Source organism: Sinomonas terrae (genome assembly GCF_022539255.1).
Classification (GTDB): domain Bacteria; phylum Actinomycetota; class Actinomycetes; order Actinomycetales; family Micrococcaceae; genus Sinomonas; species Sinomonas terrae.
Genome location: NZ_JAKZBV010000001.1, coordinates 2,941,838 through 2,960,422, shown reverse-complemented (window position 1 = coordinate 2,960,422; position 18,585 = coordinate 2,941,838). Strand labels below are relative to the sequence as shown.

The following is an 18,585-nucleotide window of genomic DNA, read 5'->3' as shown; positions in this document are numbered from 1 at the left end:
GCGCCCCGATGAACGAGCTGATTACCAGCACGGCCTCCCAGCTGGCCGAGAAGCTGTCCGCCAAGGAGGTCTCCTCCGAGGAGGTCACGCGCGCGCACCTCGATCGGATCTCCGAGGTCGACGAGCAGGTCCACGCGTTCCTGCACGTCAACACGGAGGAGGCGCTCGCCGTCGCCCGCGAGGTCGACTCGATGCGTGCGGGAGGCGGGAACGACGCCGCGGGCCTCCACCCGCTGGCCGGTGTCCCGATCGCGATCAAGGACCTCATCGTCACCGTTGGCCAGCCGACGACGGCAGGTTCCCGCATGCTTGAGGGCTGGATGAGTCCCTACGACGCGACGGTCATCAAGAAGATCCGGGCCGCGAAGCTCCCGATGCTCGGCAAGACGAACCTCGACGAGTTCGCGATGGGCTCCTCGACGGAGCACTCGGCGTTCGGCCCCACGCGCAACCCGTGGGACCTCGGCCGCATCCCCGGCGGGTCGGGCGGCGGCTCGGCTGCAGCGGTCGCCGCGTTCGAGGCGCCGCTCGCCCTCGGCACGGACACCGGCGGCTCCATCCGCCAGCCCGGCGCAGTCACGGGAACGGTCGGCGTGAAGCCGACGTACGGCGCCGTGTCCCGCTACGGTGCGATCGCCATGGCCTCGAGCCTCGACCAGATCGGGCCGGTCTCCCGCTCGGTGCTCGACGCCGCGCTCCTCCAGGAGCTCGTCGGCGGCCACGACCCGTTCGACTCGACTTCCCTCACCGACTCGTTCGACACTCTCGTCTCGGCTGCGCGCAGCGGCAGTGTCGAGGGCTTGCGGATCGGCGTGGTCAAGGAGCTCGGCGGCGAGGGCTTCCAGCCGGGGGTGGAGGCTCGGTTCCGCGACGCCCTCGAACTGCTCCGCGGAGCGGGCGCCGAGGTCGTCGAGGTCTCGTGCCCGAACTTCCGGTACGCGCTCGGCGCGTACTACCTCATCATGCCGTCCGAGGTTTCTTCGAACCTCGCGAAGTTCGACGGGGTGCGGTACGGCCTGAGGGCCCTGCCGAAGGAGGGCCCCCTCACGATCGAGCGGGTCATGGGCGCCACGCGCGCGGCGGGCTTCGGGGACGAGGCGAAGCGCCGCATTATCCTCGGCACCTACGCGCTCTCGGCCGGGTACTACGACGCCTACTACGGTTCCGCCCAGAAGGTTCGCACGCTCATCCAGCGCGATTTCGACGCGGCGTTCCAGAAGGCGGACGTCCTCATCTCCCCGACGGCGCCCACGACCGCGTTCCCGCTCGGCGAGAAGCTCGACGATCCGCTGGCTATGTATCTGAACGACGTCGCGACGATCCCCGCGAACCTCGCGGGCGTCCCCGGGCTGTCCCTCCCCGGCGGCCTCGCCGATGAGGATGGACTGCCCGTGGGCATCCAGCTGCTCGCACCTGCCCGCGAGGACGCGCGCCTCTACAAGGTGGGCGCAGCGCTGGAGTCCCTGCTCGAGGCGCAGTGGGGCGGACCGCTGCTGGCCAAGGCACCGGTCCTCGAGGCCGCGAAGACCGGAGAGGTGAACTGAATGTCTGATCCAACGCTGTCCTTCGACGAGGCCATGGAGCAGTTCGATCCGGTCCTCGGCTTCGAGGTCCACGTGGAGCTCAACACGAAGACGAAGATGTTCTCCTCGGCCCCGAACGCTTTCGGCGACGAACCGAACACCAACGTCAACGAGGTCGATCTGGGTCTCCCGGGAGTCCTCCCGGTCGTGAACAAGGCCGCGGTTGAGTCGTCGATCAAGATCGGCCTCGCGCTCAACTGCGAGATCGCCGAATCCTGCCGATTCGCACGCAAGAACTACTTCTACCCGGACACGCCGAAGAACTTCCAGACCTCTCAGTACGACGAGCCGATCGCCCACGATGGCTGGATCGAGATCGAGCTCGAGGACGGCGAGGTGTTCCGCGTCGAGATCGAGCGTGCCCACATGGAGGAGGACGCCGGCAAGCTGACCCATCTGGGCGGCGCGACCGGGCGGATCCAGGGTGCGGAGTACTCACTCGTCGACTACAACCGAGCCGGGGTCCCCCTCGTCGAGATCGTCACGAAGCCGATCGTCGGTGCTGGACGCCGCGCCCCCGAACTCGCACGCGCTTACGTCTCCGCGATCCGCGAGATCGTGAAGAACCTCGGGGTCTCCGATGCGCGGATGGAGCGCGGCAACGTGCGCTGCGATGCGAACGTCTCCCTCATGCCGAAGGGTGCCACGAAGTTCGGCATCCGCTCGGAGACGAAGAACGTGAACTCCCTGCGTTCGGTCGAGCACGCGGTCCGGCACGAGATCCAGCGCCACGCGGCGGTCCTCGCGAGTGGCGGGAAGGTCACCCAGGAGACGCGCCACTGGCATGAGGACACGCGGACGACGACGGCGGGTCGCCCCAAGAGCGACGCCGACGACTACCGCTACTTCCCGGAGCCGGACCTCGTCCCCGTGGTCGCGACGCGCGAGTGGGTCGAGTCCATCCGAGCCCAGCTCCCCGAGCCGCCAGCCGAGCGACGCAAGCGACTCAAGGCCGCCTGGGGCTATTCGGACCCGGAGTTCCGCGACGTCGTCAATGCCGGTGTGATGGACGCGATCGAGGAGACCATCGCGGCCGGCGCCACTGCGGCCGCAGCCCGCAAGTGGTGGATGGGCGAGATTGTCGGCCGCGCCAAGGTGGCCGACGTCGAGCCCGCTGAGCTGGGGGTCACTCCGGAGGCGATCGTCGAGCTCAACGGCCTCGTGGAGGGCGGCAAGCTCAACAACAAGATGGCCGGGCAGGTGCTCGACGGCGTGATCGCCGGAGAGGGCACCCCCACTCAGGTCATGGAGGCGCGCGGGCTCGTTCTCGTGTCCGACGACGGCCCCCTCCTCGAGGCGATCGACGCGGCTCTTGCTGCACAGCCCGGTGTGGCGGAGAAGATCCGCGGCGGCAAGGTCCAAGCCGTCGGAGCAATCGTCGGTGGCGTCATGAAGGCAACCCGCGGGCAGGCGGACGCGGGGCGTGTCAAGGAGCTCATCCTCGAAAAGCTCGGGGTCAACGCTTAGGCAGCGCGCGCCGTCGTTCTCTCTGTTCAAGCCGCCGGGTCCAGACCTTCTGGGCCCGGCGGCTTGCGTTCTACTCTGGGCCGCATGACCTCGCCAATCCACCTGCATGCCACCGTCCTCGGTGCCCCCGATCCCCAACAGCTCGCCCGCTTCTACGCGAATCTCCTCGGCTGGGAGCTCGGCGACGACGATCGCGAATGGGCCACCGTGGTCAACCCCGCGGGCGGTCCGAAGCTCTCGTTCCAGCTCGAGGAGAATTTCGAGCGGCCTGTGTGGCCCGAGGAATCCGGGCGGCAGCAGATGATGATGCACCTCGATCTCAAGGTCGATGACCTCGCGAAGGCAGCCGCCCACGCGACGGAATGCGGGGCCAAGCGCGCTGGCCACCAACCGCAGGACGACGTGCTCGTCTTCTTCGACCCCGCCGGTCACCCGTTCTGCCTCTTCGAGGACTGAGCCTTCGGGAGGACTGAGCCTTCAGAAGGACTGATCTGGCTGCCGGAGTTCTTAGCGCCTTCTTAGATCGCGGTCCCTACGCTGGGAGGCGTCATCGTCAAGGCGAGCTGAAGGACCTCCATGCCTGTACAGACTTCCACCCGTCCCGAAACCGCGGCCGCACGCGTTCTCGGCCTCGACTTCCCGGGCGGGGGCCACCAGCCGTCGGCCGTGCGGTGGATCGTGGCGACCATCGTCGCGGTTGTCGGCTCCGTTGCGGCCTGTGCGGCCCTCGCTGCACTTGGCGTCGCGATGTTCCCGGCGACGGCGGGTTATGAGCACTTCCGCTTCATGGACTACACCAAGCTCACTGTCATCGGGGTCGTCATCGCCTGCGTGGCCTGGCCCATCGTGACGTGGTTCTCCACCCGCGCCTGGAAGCCGTTCCTCGTGCTCACGGTCCTCGTCACGCTGGGCGGCCTCGCCCCCGATGCGTGGATCCTCTACAAGGGGCAGCCCGCGGACGCCGTTGGCATCCTGGTCCTCATGCACATAGCGCTCGCGCTCGTGACCTATCCGGCGCTGGTGTTCATCGCGCCTCAGCGGAAGTCGGCGCAGCACGCTCTTCCGCCTCAGCGATAAGCTCACTGACTAGCTCTCGGAGCACGTCCGCGACGATCTGCACTGAACGTCGTCTCGCATTTTCCGGCCGAATGAGCAGATCTATGCTCCGGCGCGTTGCAATCCCCTCGAGCGGGCGGAGGACGACGCCGGGCGGCCGCCCGAGCGCGGCGGTGTACCGCGGGAGCAGCCCTAGCACGCCTCCGCCTGCTACAACGGAGGCGACCGAGGAGTAGTCGTTGATCCGGTGCGCGATCTCGGGCGCCCGGCTCGCGACGGCGCCGATCGCCGCGAGCACGTCCGCGGGGGAGTAGCCAGCACGGCTCGACACCCACGGCTCGCCCGCGACGTCGTCCGGCCGAAGCGAGGCGCGCGCCGCCAGCGGGTGCCCATCCGGCAGGGCGACGTCGAACGGCTCTTTGGCCAGCGATACAACGACAAGCCTCTCCACGGGCCAGTCCTCGCTATGGGCCATACGATGGGCGAGGACCAGATCGTAGCGACCCGTGAGCGCCGGAAAGCCGTGCTGGGGGACGTCCTCGTCGGCGAGGCGCAGGCGCGGGGAGGCGGCGCCGTCGTCCGCTACCGCTGAGAGCTTCGCGGAAAGCCGACCGAAGAGGGCCTGCCCTGCCGAGTGGAACGCGCTTACTGAGACTGTCCCAGCGGGGTCTTCGTGATAGGCGCCGATGGCGGCGCGCGCGTCCGCCATCGCGCGGACGACGGCGCCGCCCGCCCCCGCGAGGACCCTGCCGGCATCGGTGAGGACGAGCGTGCGGCCCTCCTTGCGAGTGAGCGGGACCCCGGCGCTGCGGGTCAGCAGCGTCAGCTGCTGTGATACCGCCGACGGCGTGACGAGCAGCTCCTCCGCCACGGCCTTGACGCTGCCGAGCTCACCGAGCTCGCGGAGGATCTGTAGTTGCCGGACGTCCATGAAGGAATGCTAACGGGTTATCAGAAATCCCCGAGACCAGCCTAATCTCTCAGGACGTGAGCTCGGAAATCTCGATGACCCGATCAGGTTCGAGCTCGGCCTGTAGCGCATGGGCGATCAGGACAACGCACGCCGTCTTCGCCCATTCCGTCATTTCCTTGGCCATGACGGCAACGCTTTCGGTGTCGACTCCATTGAAAGGCTCGTCGAGGACCGCAAGGTCGAAATCTCCGAGCGTATTCATGAGATACCAGAGCTTCTTGGCTGTCCCGGTCGAGAGGCTTCCGGCGTTCTCCGCGAGCCAAGGCTCAAGGCCGAGCATCACGGCCCGGTCGAGGGCAGGCTCGGGGCTGATGCCCCGTGCGGTCGCTGTGAGAGCGATGTGGTCGTGGACCGTCATCGCGGGGAAGAGCGCTGGCTCGGCGCGGCACACGCGTCGCGCTTCTCGCGCGTCCCGGTTGGTCGCGTTGATCCCATTCACCAGGACTTGGCCCGCCCACGGCCGCAGATAGCCGCTCGCAAGTTCGGCGAAGGTGGACTTGCCGGAGCCGTTCCGTCCCCGGAGATGAAACAATCCGGGACCGCTGATCGAAAGGCTCGCGTCGTCAAAAATGCGTGACCCGCGGATGTAGCCGGCTGTCACGCCCTCGAAGGTGAGGGCAGGCGAATGATCCGTTGATGTAGGCACAGGGCTACGACTCCTAGGAGGATGACGGTGTAGAGGGAGCTTGCGGCCAGACCGAATACGCCCGGCAGCAGCGCAAGTAGCGAAGCGGGGGCTGCGGCAAGGAGAGCGAGGAGGGCGGCAGCGAGTGACGCATCGGCTGAACCGTCAGCCTGCTTGACGACCGCCGTGCTCACGCTGCTGCCGAGAAGAGTCGCAGATGCGGCCGCCGCGATGACCGACGGTGCGGCCCAGAAGGGGATGCCCGTGGCTGCCCATCCTAGGAGCGCGAATCCAGGTGTGAGCACGGCAAGAGTGAAGCCGAGCTGGGTGCCCAAGACGCCCGATATGAGACTTTGGATACTGCTGCCGTTCTCCCAGAGGACGCGAAGCCTCGGCACAAGGACGACAAGCCCGTTGTCCTTCGAGAGCAACTCGGCAACCGTCAGGGTCACAACGAACGTCATCCATGGAAGCACTGACCCGATGGAGCCGAGGGGTCCTGCTTTCTCGGCATGGAATCCACCGAGTCGAACTGCGGCAGCGATGCTCGCAGCAATTGTCACGGCAGAGACGGTGCTCGCAATCGCGTAGTGGTGTCGGGAGTTCAAGAGGTTCAGCCAGAGAGCGGTTGTCACGTTGCCCGCTTGCGGGCGGCGGTGGTGGATATTCCGGCTTGAGTGGAGTGGGAACGAGTCGCGGGTCATGCGCGTCCACGACAGGGCGAGCAGGCAGGCGCCACCGAGCGCCGTGGCTATGACTCCTGCCGCAGCAACTGGTTCCCACGGCGTGGGCAGCCTCCACCGCAACGGCTCAAGGCCCCCAGACAGCAGGCGCGTGCCTACGTATGCCGGTACTCCGAGCACAATGCTGCCGAGCATGACGGCTGCCACCCGGTGCGCGACCCTGAGTGGCCGTGCTTCGTGGGCGGCAAGCCAGCCTCCGATGCCGAGAACGGCTGCCGTGGCGGCAAACGGAGTGGTAGCGAGCAGTAGAACGAAGGCTGGCATCGTCAGACCCGATATCGCAAGGGCAGCGAGGGCACTGGTTGTGAGAGAAGCGGAGGTGAGAAAGACGACCGTTCCCCGTGGGCCGCAAGTGGCGAGGAAGACGTGGCGCATTTCTACATCCAGAGCACGGAAAAGCCTTCGGTTCGGGTTGCCTTGGACCGCCAGCCGACGCGGGCCGAACATTTCCCGCAAACAGACGGTGCCCGCGAGGTAGATCACGACGACAACCGCCGTCAAGGTCACCAGCGATCCGCCCTGCCGTTGAGCGATACAGCGCCTTCGGCTTCAAGGACGCACAGTAGTCGGAACACGGCGAGTCCTGCCGCAAATGTCAGTAGAGCAATGGCTGCAGCTGTGACGATAGCCAGCCACCCGAGCGCACGAAGGGAAATTGACCAGCCGGCGGCAGCGAGAAAGCGAACTCCCTCAAAAACGATTGCGGCAGCGAGACTTGGCCGCATCAGAGTCGGTTCTTTGGAGTCGATTGGGCCGTGTCGGCATCTTCGACGAGGCCGATCGTCGCCATCCCAATAGCGAGGACCGTCCAACCCCACGTCGGAAGAGACGCTGGCAGCGGGAGCCCACTGCTCGAGAGGAAAAGCGCGCCGCCGAGGCCCGCGAGGAAGAAGCCCACGCCAATCTTCCGAGCGGCTTTTGTGGGCGAGGACCGAGCGGTTATCGCGAGGACCGCCAGGATCAGCGCTGTAAAGCTCACAGCAGTCCAGGAAAACCCGGTCGCCGCGCCGACAGTGGCGGCGAGGACAACGCTGGTCAAAAGGAGAGCGCCGATCAGCATGAGTGCTGGGAAGGTGAATTTGGCGAGCAAAGTGATCCTCAGAAGAGTAGTGAGCCGGGCGGCAAGGTCGGCGATGAAGCGAGTCCCCACGAACGGCATAAGAACCTCCGTGTGGAGAACATGGCCCGAGGGTAGGCAGACAAGTTGAGCCCGCGGCAACGGCGCGGGGGATTAGGTGAAGCTTTCCTACACCGTCGCTTGAGACACCAGCTGTTGTTCTAAGCTTTCACCTGCCCTTGAATTGCCTCATGAAAGCCCTGTTCAAGGCCCATCCGCGCGCGGGATTCGAGTTCGTCGACCGGCCCGAGCCCAAGACCGGTCCTGCCGAGGTCAAGATTCGCGTGCTGTCGACGGGTATCTGTGGGACCGACCTCCACTTGCAGGCGTGGGATGAGACCGCGCAGTCGATGAGCAGCGCCCCGCTCATCCCCGGGCACGAGTTCTATGGAGAAGTCGTCGAGATCGGGGAGGACGTTCGCGACGTACGGCCCGGCGACCGTGTGTCCGGCGAGGGGCATATCGTCTGCGGGGTGTGCCGGAACTGCCGGGCTGGACGCAGGCAGATGTGCATTCACGTTTCGAGTGTCGGAGTTCAGCGGGATGGGGCCTTCGCCGAGTACGTCGTCATTCCCGAAACGAATGTCTGGGTTCACCACGACCCCACGATCACGCCCGAGCTCGGCGCGATCTTCGACCCGTTCGGCAACGCGACGCACACGGCGCTGAGCTTCCCGCTCGTCGGGGAGGATGTGCTCATTACGGGCGCGGGTCCGATCGGGCTCATGGCCATCTCGATCGCAAGGCACGCGGGCGCCCGCAAGATCGCGATCACCGATGTGTCGCAGCGGCGGCTCGCGCTCGCGCGAGATATGGGTGCGGACTTGGCTGTCGATGTCTCGAATATGAGCCTGCGCCAAGCCCAGCAAGAGCTCGGCCTGGTCGAAGGCTTCGACGTGGGCTTCGAGATGTCCGGTCGGCCAGCGGCCCTGCAGGGCATGATCGAGAACATGAACCACGGCGGCCGCATCGCCCTGCTCGGCCTTCCCGCCCAGGCAGCGGAGATCGACTGGGGCAAGGTCGTGACCCACATGCTCACGCTCAAGGGCATCTACGGCCGCGAGATGTTCGAGACCTGGTACGCGATGAGCGCGATGCTCTCGTCGAATCCGGTCCTGCACCGCAATGTGGCCGCCGTCGTCACGGACGTCCTGCCGGCGGCGCGCTGGGAGGAAGGCTTCGACATCGCCCGCTCTGGCAGCGGCGGCAAAGTGGTGTTGGACTGGTCGGGCGTTTAGGCGAAGCGGGAGAGGAAGAAGCAGAACATGTTCGCAGGAGTCAAGGAACAGCTCGCGGCGGAGCTCGCCGAAATTCGCTCGGCCGGGACGTTCAAGGAGGAGCGGCACATCGATTCGCCGCAGTCGGCCCACATCCAGGCCGGCCCACTCGGCGCTTCGGCGGGAGAGGTCCTCAACTTCTGCGCCAACAACTACCTCGGCCTCGCCGATCACCCCGACCTGATCGAGGCCGCGAAGAAGGCGCTCGACGAGCGCGGTTTCGGCATGGCGTCCGTGCGTTTCATCTGCGGGACCCAGGACGCCCACCTCGAACTCGAGCGCCGGGTCTCCGAATTCCTCGGAACCGAGGACACGATCCTCTTCTCAAGCTGCTTCGACGCCAACGGCGGAGTCTTCGAGGCGCTCCTCGGCGCGGAGGACGCCGTCATCTCCGACGCCCTCAACCACGCCTCGATCATCGATGGCATTCGCCTCAGCAAGGCGGTACGGCTCCGATATGCGAACCGGGACATGGGCGAGCTCGAGGCGCGCCTGCGGGAGGCCACGACGTTGAACGACGGCGTGGGCGCCCGGCGCACCCTGATCGTCACCGACGGCGTGTTCTCGATGGACGGCTACCTCGCGCCCCTGGCCGAGATCTGCGACCTCGCCGAGCGGTACGGTGCGATGGTCATGGTGGACGATTCCCACGCCGTGGGGTTCATGGGCGAGACCGGGGCGGGAACCCCGGAGCACGCGGGCGTCTCCGATCGCATCGACATCTACACGGGCACGTTCGGCAAGGCACTCGGCGGCGCGTCTGGCGGCTACGTGTCGGGCAGGGCGGAGATCGTCGCAACGCTGCGCCAAAAGGCCCGGCCGTATCTGTTCTCGAACTCGGTCGCGCCGATGATCGTGGCCGCGACCATGCGCGCCCTCGACCTCGTCGCCGGCTCGCGAGAGCTGCGCGGCAAGCTGTTCGAAAACGCGGCGCTCTTCCGCCGGCGGATGACCGAGGAGGGCTTTGAGCTCCTCGCCGGGGAGCACGCGATCGTCCCGGTCATGTTCGGCGAGGCGGCGCTCGCGGGCCGCATCGCAGCCGAGATGCTCGCCCACGGCGTCTACGTGACGGCTTTCTCCTACCCCGTCGTGCCGAAGGGCAAGGCCCGCATCCGGGTCCAGCTCTCCGCTGCGCACACCGCGGACGACGTCGAAACCGCCGTGTCCGCGTTTGTCGCCGCACGCTCCGCGGTGGCAGAGAGGGAGGAGCCGTTGCGACACTGACGCCGGCCTACGGCACGCCGACGACGAGCGCGAGGCAGCTGATCGCGAAGGTCGCGACGAGGACGGCAGTCGGAGCAAACGCGGCCAGCCTGCGCCGGGCCTCAGTCCGCGCGCCAGCCGCTCGCGCCCTGAGGAGCACGAGTTCGAGTTCGGGATCCTCGAACGGATGGCCTCGCCCGTCTAGTAGAGGCACGGGACGAGCCTCCACCGCACGGTGCGGCAGTAGTCGCTGAACTCGGAGCCAAACTCCTCGCGCAGAAGTCTCTCCTCTCCGGCGATCCTCACCACGCAGAAGACGATCACGGGAGCCAAGAAGGCCAGCCCCCAGGGGCCGGCTGCGATGATCGCCATGCCGGACAGTGTCATGAGGATGCCCGTATAGCCGGGGTGCCGCACGAAGCCGTAGAGGCCGTTCCTCACCAGATAATGATCGGAGGACTGCCTCTGCGGCGTGAGCCGATAGCGTTGTCTGAGCATCACCATCGCGAGCAGCCTCACCGCGACGCCGGCGAGGGCCAGGGCGAGGCCGGCGACGACGACGCCCGGCAGAGGCCGCGGCAGCATGGGTGCCGCAAGCAGTGGCCCGACGAGGCCCGCGAGGGTTGCGGCCTTGATCGCGTGGTCCATAGCGACCGCGTCGGGCGAGGCCTCCCGGCTGCCGCGAGACGCGAACACGAGCTCGGAGGCCCCGAGGAGCACGGCGGGTGTCGTCCACATGAGGGCGTCAAGCACGCTTGCCCCTGACGAAGCGTCGAACCGGGAGAGCGGTGAAGAGAACTGTCGCACACAGCGGCACGACCACGAGGAGCACGAGTCCCCACTGCGGGCGAACCCCGAACCTGCCGTCCTGGCGGAAACCCTCGAACAGGGGTGCCCCGAGGAACTGCTGGAGGAATGTACCGTCCTGCCCTGACGCACGCGCCGCTTCGCTCGCCGTGACAAATGCGATCGCGCCGACGGCCAGCGCGGCGATCCACACGAGGGTGGATGCGACGCCGTACCCCGTCCAAACTCGCGTGTTCTTGTTCTTCATGTCAGTCCCCCTGGGTCAGGCTGGGCGGTACGAGGCAAGGAATTCAGCCTTCCTTCCAGCGGCGCTGCTCGGCGACGATTGCCACTCCGGCTGAGGCGAGCACGGAGCACGAACAGAGGACGAGGGCGAGAAGGCGCGAGCTGACGCTCAGGTCGATGGCGAATGCGGCGAGGGCGCCGGAGGCGGACACCGTTGCGAGAGAGGTGATGAGCTGGCCCGGCGCATTGTCGAGGGGGAACGGGACGACCCAGCCGATGATGACGCTCACCGAGAAGGATGCAGCTCCCGCGAGGGCCCAGCTCCTCCACACGGTCCCGGGGGCGATTCCGGCCGACAGGGCCGCGAAGGCCGGCGGGACATACAGCACCATGAACCAGAGCAGACTGATGGCGCACTGCCGAACTGTCCATGGCATGCACTCGAGGTCGATCAGCTGTTGAGGCGGCCGCACCACCGGGAACAGCGAGCGGTGCTGCCGTACGACTGAGCCCGCGAGGCACGCGGCCACGACGAGAGTCGGTGAGAGGAGCGGAATCCGAAAAGGGGAGGGTACGAAGCTGAGCAGGAGGCAGAGCCCGATGACGAGCACCTCCGCCGCGACGGCGTTGGCCAGAAGCGTGGTGTTGCGGGTCGAGTAGACGAGTTCGCCCACCGCGAGGGGGGACTTCCGGCCACCCTTCCACGGGAAGCGGATGAGGCGCCGCCGATCCACGATCCGGCCGCCGATCGACCATGGCACGAGGAGGCCAATCACGAGGAGGGCCCCGAGCACCGCGGCCGTCACAGCCCACGCCGGGAGCGGGACGCCCTCTCCTGCGTACCGCACAAGACGAGGCAGCAGGAGGACGATGTCTCCGGCAGGCGAGCCCCCTGTCTCGGCTGCGGCCAAGCTCCGCCAGATGGCTGTCGTGACGGCTGCGGCCCACGCGAGCATTGACAGCGGGTATCGTACGGCGGCCCAGGCGGATTCCCGCAGGGCCACCGAGACCCCGGACACGATGAGGCCGGCAGTCGCTGCGCCGGCTGCGAGGGAAGTGACGATCAGGCTCGCGGCCGAGTGGAGCGGGTAGCGGGCGGCAAGCAGCGCGGTGCCGGCCGGGGCAACGGCCAGCCCGAGGAGGATCAAGCCCGTCGCCATGACGGGGAGCCATTCGAGCAGGACTGCCCCGGTTCTTGAGACGGGGAGCGCCGCAAGCGCGCGGCGTGTGCTCCCGGAGGCGTCTCGGGCGGAAAGCGAGAGGAGCACGATACTGCCGCCCGCGAGATAGACCACGATGGCCACGGCGGGCGGGACGAACGCGCTCAGGGCCTCGTTCGCCGTCGTCTGCCGCTGCGCTTCAGAGATGGCGAGCGCTTCCATGATGCAGGCGGCGCACACGACGGCGAGGGCCCGGACAGCCCGCGTCCGGGCGGTGCTCGTCCCGCCGAAGAGGCGGCGATAGGCGAGGCGGAGGGTCGGCAGTGCGAGGGTCACGAGAGGGCGGCCTTCCCGTGGCTGCCGAGGGCATCGATGATGGCGGGCTCCAGGCCCTCGGCACCGCCCAGTTCGCGCACCGGCCGGTCGAGCACGATCCCGCCGGCGTGGAGCACGATGAGCTGGTCTGCGATCCGAGAGGTCAGGTTGAGGTCGTGGCTCGACGCCAGCACGGTCGTCCCCTCGGCGACGAGTTCCCGGAGGAGGACCTCGAGCGACCGGGCTGCGATGAAGTCGAGACCGATGAAGGGCTCGTCGAGGATCACGAGGTCGGGCTCCGCGAGGAGCGCGCCGATGATCTGCGCCTTTCGCGTGGTGCCGAGGCTCAATGCGCCGAGCGGGCTCGATTGGCCGAGCGGGAAGTCGAGCCTCTCAGCCAAGCGCCGAGCGCGATCCATTGCGCCGTCGATGCGCGTACGGCGAACTCGCTCATGGGCTTTGCGACAGTAGCTCCAGTACTCTTGGGCCGTGAATTCGGGAAGCACGTCCTTCGGGGAGTCGCTCACGTAGCCGATCAGCGAGAGCAGCGCTGGGTTCCTCTCCGGAATGGGCAGCCCGTCCCACTCCGCCCCGCCGGCTTCGAGCGTTTGAAGGCCGAGGAGACTCCTCAGGAGGGTACTCTTGCCGGAGCCATTGGTGCCGACGAGCGTCGCGAACTCTCCCCTGCGCACCGTCGTCGTGATCGGGCCGAGGGTGAAGCCCGGATAGGACGACTCAAGGCCGTGGATCTCAAGCACGGTGGCGCTCCCTTCTGAGAGCGGTCCTGAGGGAAGCGGCGATATGTCGCCCGTCGCGGGCAACTGGTGTGAGGCAGATGGCCTGGAAGAGGGCCAAGGCCGCCACTCCCACGAGGGCCGAAAGGCGAAGTTGGTCGATGCCGGTCGAGCTCCAGAAGGTGCCGGGGCTCAGAACGATCGCCGCCATGACGGCGAGGTCGAATGCGAGCGCAGCCAGCGGGCCAGAGATGGCGACCACCAGGCGCGTCAGTCCGGAGCGGCTCGAGAAGGAGACGCCCATCGCGGAAGCCCGGCAGTACACGCCGTACACGGTGCATCCGCTGATGCGCGCGGCGAGGAGATGGGCGGATTCGTGGATGAATACATTTGCGAGGATCAGGATGAAGTATCCGGATACGAGCAGGCACGCGGTGCGTACGCCCACGCCGCGCGCGGAGTCTGTGGGTGAGAAGGCGGCGGCGAGCGCGACACCGGCGACCATGAGCGCCACTCCGATCCACGCCATGGCCTGATGCGCCTCGAGCCCTGCTCTCGTGAGTCCCTTGAGCGTCGCGGAATAGCGCCGGAGGGATCTCCTGACCCCGCTGGGCGGACGGACTCCGGTCGCGAGTGCGGTGAACGCTCGCCCCGGAAACTCGGCGAGCTGCGCGCCCCTCTCCGCGGTGAACGAGGCATTGACGGAAAGGAGTCCGCGGGAGGAAAGGTCATCGACGAAGTCCCATACTGGCCCCGCGAGGGCCTCCGGGGGTGTCTGCGACAGTTCGGAAAACCCCTCTATGAGGGTGTCGATGCAGGAAGGGGCGGCAAGGGCCGCGCACAGGGCAGCCCCGTCGGGGTCGAGCTCGTATACCTGCTTGTCCACGTCCTCGAGCCGCGTTCCCCTGAGCAGGACGCCGGGCGCCAGAGACACCACCGCATGCCGCCGGACGACTCCGGCACCCGGCGAGGCCAGCATGGTCAGCAGCCGGAGCCCCAGTAGTTGCGGACGGCATCGACGCAGGCGTTGAACGAGCGTGCCTGGCATACGCCGCAGATGTAGGCGACGACCCCGAGGCCGAGGCCGAACAGGCCTGCGACGGCACCGATGATCGCCCAGTCGGCCTGGTCTTCGATGCGGCCTCCATCGCTCAGCAGACGCGGAGCGAAGGAGACGGCGGGAGAAATTGCTTGAGTGGTCACGAGTACCCCCATGGGTGTGAGTGTCGGCGCGGCTCACTCCGAGCCGCGAGACGATCCTTACCGGCGCCCCAGAAGCTTGTCAAGCCGTGATTTCCTAATTTGGAAGCAATAATTCAAATCGTAGGCAGCGCCGAAAGTTTATTGTGCGGCCCCTTGTTAGGCACCTCGCAAGCCATGGGAATTCCGCCCGTTGTCGCCGGGGTATGGTGTCGGCATGGCCATCCAGAGCAGCACGAACGATGTCGACGTCCTCATTGTGGGCGGCGGGATCGCCGGGCTCTCGCTCGCTGCGCGGCTCGCTGGACAGTGCCGCGTCGCCCTCGTCGAGGCGGAGCAGAGCCTCGCCTATCACACGTCCGCGCGCTCGGCGCAGCAGCTCATCCCGAGCTACGGTCCCGCCCCGGTCCAGGAGCTCACTCGCCGCACGCTCGCAACACTTCGCGACGCGGTCGACGACGACGGGCGGCGGCTCGCATGGCCGAGCCGCTTCATGCTCGTCGGCAGCCGAGGCGACGTCGCGGCCGAAGCCCATGCGGGCATGCGCCATCTCGAGCCCGAGGAGGCCCGGGTGCTCTCGCCCGTGCTTCGGGAGGGGGCGTTTGAGGCCGCCGCCCTCGACAATGACTCGGTCCGTACCGACGCGCCGGCACTGCTGGCCCATCACGAGGCGCGCGCCCGGAACGGCGGAGTGGCCATCCAGCTGGGAAGCCCGGTACACACGGCGCAGCGGGTCGCTGCGGGCTGGCTCGTCGGGGCCGGTGCCGAGGGGTTCCACGCGACGAATGTCGTCAACGCTGCAGGGGCGTGGGCCGACGACCTCGCGATTCTCTTCGGCGTCGAACGACTCGGGCTCCAACCATTCCGGCGCACGGCGGCGCTCGTCTCGCTCGCTGAGCCCCTCGACCCGGAGATGCCGATGATCGCCGCCGCGGATGACTCGTGGTACTTCCGGCCCGACGAGGCGGGCGCTCTCGTCTCGCCGTCCGAAACGGAGCCGAGCCGCGCCGAGGACGCCGTGCCGCGTCCGGGCGACGTCGAGCGGACGCTCGATCTCATCTCCCGCTTCGCAGACCTTCCCGTGACTGGGATTGTGCGGGCTTGGACCGGCCTGCGCACGTCTGCGGCCGACGGGATTCCCGTGCTCGGCTTCGACCCCGAGGCGCCCGGCTTCTTTTGGCTCGCCGGCCAAGGCGGCTACGGCTTCCAGACGTCTGCCGCGATGGCCGAGGCTGCTTCAGGCCAATTGATTGCAGGGCCTGAGGCGATCCGAACGGGTGCTTATCCGGTATCCGAGACGGAGCGGGCGCTTGATCCCCATAGATTGTCGGTGCGCCGGTAGATCATGGCTTCATGACCCTCCTCATCGACAACATCGGCGAGCTCTCGACCCAGGACTGGAAGGACGGATCCGCCGAAGCCGCAGCCGCGAGCGTGCTCCGCGACGCGGCTGTCGTGCTCGATGGCGAGTGCATCGCCTGGGTGGGGACGTCGTCGTCCGCGCCTGCCGCCGACGAAAGGTACGACGCCGGGGGCCGTGCCGCTCTGCCGGGCTGGGTCGACTCGCACAGCCACCTCGTCTTCGCGGGGGACCGCACGGCCGAGTTCGAGGCGCGCATGGCCGGGCAGGCCTATGCGGCCGGAGGAATCGGCGTGACGACGAAGGCGACCCGGGGCGCGTCTGACGGCGAGCTGCGGCGATTGCTCGCCGCGCGGGTTGCGGAGGCGGCGGCGTGGGGGACGACCTACCTTGAGACCAAGACCGGGTACGGGCTCGACGTCGAGAACGAGCGCCGAAGTGCGGCCCTTGCCGTCGAGGCCGTCGATGAGGTGACCTATCTCGGGGCTCATCTCGTGCCCGCCGGCGAGGACCCTGACGCCTACACGGACCTCGTCTGCGGCGAGATGCTCGACGCCGTCCGGCCGTATGTGCGCTGGGCCGACGTGTTCTGCGAGCGGGGGGCCTTCACCGAGGAGCAGTCCCGCCGCGTGCTCCTGGCATGCCGCGACGTCGGCCTCGGCCTCCGCGTGCACGGCAACCAGCTCGGACCCGGAGCCGGCGTGCGCCTTGCGGTCGAGGTCGGTGCCGCGAGCGTGGACCACGTGAACTTCCTCGACGACGCCGATGTCGAGGCGCTCGCGGGCACCTGGTCCGAGTGGTCGGGGCCGGAATCCGCCGAGGGTGTGGGGACGGTCGCGACTGTGCTGCCGGCGTGTGACCTCTCGACGCGCGCCCCCTTGGCGCCGGCACGTCGGCTCCTCGACGCGGGCGTGGAGATCGCGATCGCCTCGAACTGCAACCCCGGGACGAGCTACACGAGCTCGATCGCGTTCTGCGTCACGACGGCTGTGCTGCAGATGGGGTTGAGCGTGCAGGAGGCGGTTCGCGCGGCGACCTTCGGGGGAGCTCTCGCCCTCCGAAGGCACGTCGGACGGGACGAGGACGGCCAGCGTGCTGTCGGTTCGATCGCGGTGGGCCATCGTGCCGACCTCCAGATCCTCGATGCACCCTCGGCCACGCATCTCGCGTACCGTCCAGGGATGCCGCTCACGCACGCCGTGTGGCGCGCGGGCGAGCGCGTGCGCTAGAGCCGTTCGGAGAGAGTCGAGAGGACCGTGTCCGTCTCCGTCCTCTCGGACCACTGGCTGAACGGGCGGTCCAGCTGGTAGCGGCCATCGGGCTGGCGGACGAGGGTGCGGACCCCGGCGTTCTCCGGATTGTTGAGGGATTCGAAGTACTCGACGGTCCAATGGAACCAACGCATGCAGAAGAGGCGCATCGTGAGGCCGTGCGTGACCAGAAGGGTGTTGGGCGTGTAGTCGGGCTTGTCCCAGTGCCGGTAGAGGGTCTCCATGAAGCTCGAGACGCGGTCGTAGACATCGCTGCCCGATTCGCCCTCGCGGAAGCGGAAGAAGAAGTGGCCGTACGAGTCGCGCAGCTTCTTCTGCTGCTCGATGTCGTGGGCGATTTGGAAGTTCGCCCAGTCCTGCTCGCGCAGACGGGGCTCTTCGACGACGCGTTCGGCTAGATCGTGGATGCCAAGGGCGTCGAACGTCTGGTAGGCGCGCAGATATGGAGAGATGTAGACGCTCACCTGCTCTCCCGCGAGCTGCTCGCGCACTAGCCGGCCCGCTTCCCCTGCCTCCGCGACGCCCTGCTCGGTGAGGGGGATCCGGTAGTCAGGCACGCGTTCGTAGATGCTCGTGTCCTCGTTCGCGGCCGACTGGCCGTGCCGGACCATGATGATCTGCCGCGGCGCGCTCATAGAACCTCAGCCTAGGGCAGGATAAGGACATGCCCGATGCACCCGTCGTCGTCCGTCCCGCCCACCGCACGCGGTGGCGAGCCCAGCTCCTCATTGTCCTGGGGCTCTCGCTGGGACAGTCTGCGGTCTACTCGGTGGTGCAGCTGCTCGACAAGGCCACGCAGGCGCCGCTCGCCCAGGGGAAGTCGACCCTCAACGCTAGGCTCAGCCCGCGCGAGTACTTCGACCTCGTCTACCAGCTGCTCGACATCCTGTTCTCGCTGGTCCCCGTGGCTCTGGCCCTGTACTTCGTGTGGGAGGCCATCGGCCGCCGCGGATGGCGCGCCCCCTTCGCACGCTTGGGTCTCGATCTGCGGCGCCCCGGTCGCGACGTACTCTACGGACTCGGTCTGTTCCTCGCCATGGGGATCCCGTCGCTTGGGCTGTACTGGCTGGGGCGGGTGCTCGGAATCACGACGTCGATCATCCCCAGCGGCCTCGACAAGTACTGGTGGACCGTGCCGGTCCTGATCCTCTCGGCGATCCGGGAGGCGCTGCTCGAGGAAACGATCGTGGTCGGGTTCATGCTCGGCTGGCTGCGCCGGCTCGGCTGGGGCACTGGGGCGGCCTTCGCGGCGAGCTCGATCCTGCGGGGAAGCTACCACCTCTACCAAGGCATCGGGCCCTTCTTCGGCAATGCGGTGATGGGGCTCGTCTTCTGCTGGGTCTACCGGCGCTACGGGCGGGTGATGCCGCTCGTGATCGCCCACGCGCTCCTGGACACCTTCGCGTTCGTGGGCTTCAGCCTGCTCGGCAAGGCCATCGGCCTGGGCTGAGCGAGAAGTGGCCTTGGGT

General features: G+C 67.7%; 21 protein-coding genes. 9 read left to right on the top strand and 12 right to left on the bottom strand.

Translation table 11 applies throughout. The features are described 5' to 3' along the window. Positions 1-8: 8 nt before the first annotated feature. The 4 genes from gatA (at position 9) to L0M17_RS13735 (ending at position 4,127) form a co-directional block, all read left to right on the top strand. A complete protein-coding gene (gene gatA / locus L0M17_RS13750; RefSeq protein WP_241054607.1) occupies positions 9-1,544 on the top strand; it encodes an Asp-tRNA(Asn)/Glu-tRNA(Gln) amidotransferase subunit GatA in 1,536 nt (511 codons plus the stop codon). Continuing rightward, the gene (gene gatB, locus L0M17_RS13745; protein WP_241054606.1) at positions 1,545-3,050 is read left to right on the top strand and encodes an Asp-tRNA(Asn)/Glu-tRNA(Gln) amidotransferase subunit GatB; all 1,506 of its coding nucleotides are present in this window, start codon (positions 1,545-1,547) and stop codon (positions 3,048-3,050) included. Between the two features lie 84 nt (positions 3,051-3,134). Continuing rightward, a complete protein-coding gene (locus L0M17_RS13740; protein WP_241054605.1) occupies positions 3,135-3,506 on the top strand; it encodes a VOC family protein in 372 nt (123 codons plus the stop codon). A 120-nt stretch (positions 3,507-3,626) separates the two neighbouring features. Continuing rightward, positions 3,627-4,127: a hypothetical protein gene (locus L0M17_RS13735; protein WP_241054604.1), complete on the top strand. Its 501-nt coding sequence runs from the start codon at positions 3,627-3,629 to the stop codon at positions 4,125-4,127. Here L0M17_RS13735 and L0M17_RS13730 read toward each other — a convergent pair. The 4 genes from L0M17_RS13730 to L0M17_RS13715 form a co-directional block, all read right to left on the bottom strand. Continuing rightward, positions 4,075-5,037: a LysR family transcriptional regulator gene (locus L0M17_RS13730; protein ID WP_241054603.1), complete on the bottom strand. Its 963-nt coding sequence runs from the start codon at positions 5,035-5,037 to the stop codon at positions 4,075-4,077. The two genes, L0M17_RS13735 and L0M17_RS13730, sit on opposite strands and share 53 nt — an antisense overlap. A gap of 49 nt (positions 5,038-5,086) precedes the next feature. Beyond that, positions 5,087-5,680, bottom strand: coding sequence for an ABC transporter ATP-binding protein (locus L0M17_RS13725; RefSeq protein WP_241054602.1), 594 nt, complete (start codon positions 5,678-5,680; stop codon positions 5,087-5,089). Continuing rightward, positions 5,677-6,711, bottom strand: coding sequence for a hypothetical protein (locus tag L0M17_RS13720; RefSeq protein WP_241054600.1), 1,035 nt, complete (start codon positions 6,709-6,711; stop codon positions 5,677-5,679). Before L0M17_RS13720 ends, L0M17_RS13725 begins: the two co-directional genes overlap by 4 nt. Positions 6,712-7,171: 460 nt before the next feature. Then, positions 7,172-7,606 (bottom strand): hypothetical protein, encoded by a 435-nt coding sequence (locus tag L0M17_RS13715; RefSeq protein ID WP_241054598.1) that lies wholly within the window; start codon positions 7,604-7,606, stop codon positions 7,172-7,174. 149 nt (positions 7,607-7,755) lie between these two features. On the opposite strand from L0M17_RS13715, the gene tdh reads away from it, so the two are divergent. Together tdh and L0M17_RS13705 are read left to right on the top strand one after the other, a co-directional pair. Beyond that, the gene (gene tdh, locus L0M17_RS13710) at positions 7,756-8,802 is read left to right on the top strand and encodes an L-threonine 3-dehydrogenase (protein WP_241054597.1); all 1,047 of its coding nucleotides are present in this window, start codon (positions 7,756-7,758) and stop codon (positions 8,800-8,802) included. 27 nt (positions 8,803-8,829) lie between these two features. After that, complete coding sequence (locus L0M17_RS13705; protein ID WP_241054596.1) at positions 8,830-10,065, top strand: glycine C-acetyltransferase; 1,236 nt, start codon at positions 8,830-8,832, stop codon at positions 10,063-10,065. Positions 10,066-10,072: 7 nt separating this feature from the next. On the opposite strand, the gene L0M17_RS13700 is transcribed toward L0M17_RS13705, so the two are convergent. Genes L0M17_RS13700 through L0M17_RS13670 form a run of 7 tightly spaced genes read right to left on the bottom strand, consistent with a single transcriptional unit; the run spans position 10,073 to position 14,500 of the window. Beyond that, positions 10,073-10,258: a hypothetical protein gene (locus L0M17_RS13700; protein WP_241054595.1), complete on the bottom strand. Its 186-nt coding sequence runs from the start codon at positions 10,256-10,258 to the stop codon at positions 10,073-10,075. Next, entirely contained in the window at positions 10,246-10,797 is a 552-nt protein-coding gene (locus tag L0M17_RS13695; RefSeq protein ID WP_241054588.1) for a methyltransferase family protein, read from the bottom strand. The genes L0M17_RS13700 and L0M17_RS13695 overlap by 13 nt, the downstream gene beginning before the upstream one ends. Further along, the gene (locus tag L0M17_RS13690; RefSeq protein ID WP_241054586.1) at positions 10,790-11,098 is read right to left on the bottom strand and encodes a transcriptional regulator; all 309 of its coding nucleotides are present in this window, start codon (positions 11,096-11,098) and stop codon (positions 10,790-10,792) included. The genes L0M17_RS13695 and L0M17_RS13690 overlap by 8 nt, the downstream gene beginning before the upstream one ends. A gap of 43 nt (positions 11,099-11,141) precedes the next feature. After that, complete coding sequence (locus L0M17_RS13685; RefSeq protein WP_241054584.1) at positions 11,142-12,572, bottom strand: serine/threonine-protein kinase; 1,431 nt, start codon at positions 12,570-12,572, stop codon at positions 11,142-11,144. Then, positions 12,569-13,309 (bottom strand): ATP-binding cassette domain-containing protein, encoded by a 741-nt coding sequence (locus tag L0M17_RS13680; protein ID WP_241054582.1) that lies wholly within the window; start codon positions 13,307-13,309, stop codon positions 12,569-12,571. The genes L0M17_RS13685 and L0M17_RS13680 overlap by 4 nt, the downstream gene beginning before the upstream one ends. Then, a complete protein-coding gene (locus tag L0M17_RS13675) occupies positions 13,302-14,264 on the bottom strand; it encodes a zinc metalloprotease (RefSeq protein WP_241054580.1) in 963 nt (320 codons plus the stop codon). The genes L0M17_RS13680 and L0M17_RS13675 overlap by 8 nt, the downstream gene beginning before the upstream one ends. A 2-nt stretch (positions 14,265-14,266) precedes the next feature. Beyond that, entirely contained in the window at positions 14,267-14,500 is a 234-nt protein-coding gene (locus L0M17_RS13670; RefSeq protein ID WP_241054578.1) for a hypothetical protein, read from the bottom strand. A 202-nt stretch (positions 14,501-14,702) separates the two neighbouring features. Here L0M17_RS13670 and L0M17_RS13665 point away from each other — a divergent pair, with 202 nt between their 5' ends. Together L0M17_RS13665 and L0M17_RS13660 are read left to right on the top strand one after the other, a co-directional pair. Beyond that, entirely contained in the window at positions 14,703-15,827 is a 1,125-nt protein-coding gene (locus tag L0M17_RS13665) for an NAD(P)/FAD-dependent oxidoreductase (protein ID WP_241054576.1), read from the top strand. A gap of 11 nt (positions 15,828-15,838) precedes the next feature. Further along, a complete protein-coding gene (locus L0M17_RS13660; protein ID WP_241054575.1) occupies positions 15,839-17,074 on the top strand; it encodes an amidohydrolase family protein in 1,236 nt (411 codons plus the stop codon). Here the strand turns inward: L0M17_RS13660 and L0M17_RS13655 are convergent. Next, positions 17,071-17,751 carry a histidine phosphatase family protein gene (locus tag L0M17_RS13655; protein ID WP_241054574.1) on the bottom strand — a complete coding sequence of 227 codons (681 nt, stop codon included), beginning with the start codon at positions 17,749-17,751 and terminating at the stop codon, positions 17,071-17,073. The two genes, L0M17_RS13660 and L0M17_RS13655, sit on opposite strands and share 4 nt — an antisense overlap. Before the next feature lie 29 nt (positions 17,752-17,780). On the opposite strand from L0M17_RS13655, the gene L0M17_RS13650 reads away from it, so the two are divergent. Then, positions 17,781-18,566, top strand: a complete 786-nt coding sequence (locus L0M17_RS13650) for a CPBP family intramembrane glutamic endopeptidase (protein WP_241054573.1) — start codon at positions 17,781-17,783, stop codon at positions 18,564-18,566. The last annotated feature ends 19 nt before the right edge of the window (positions 18,567-18,585 follow it).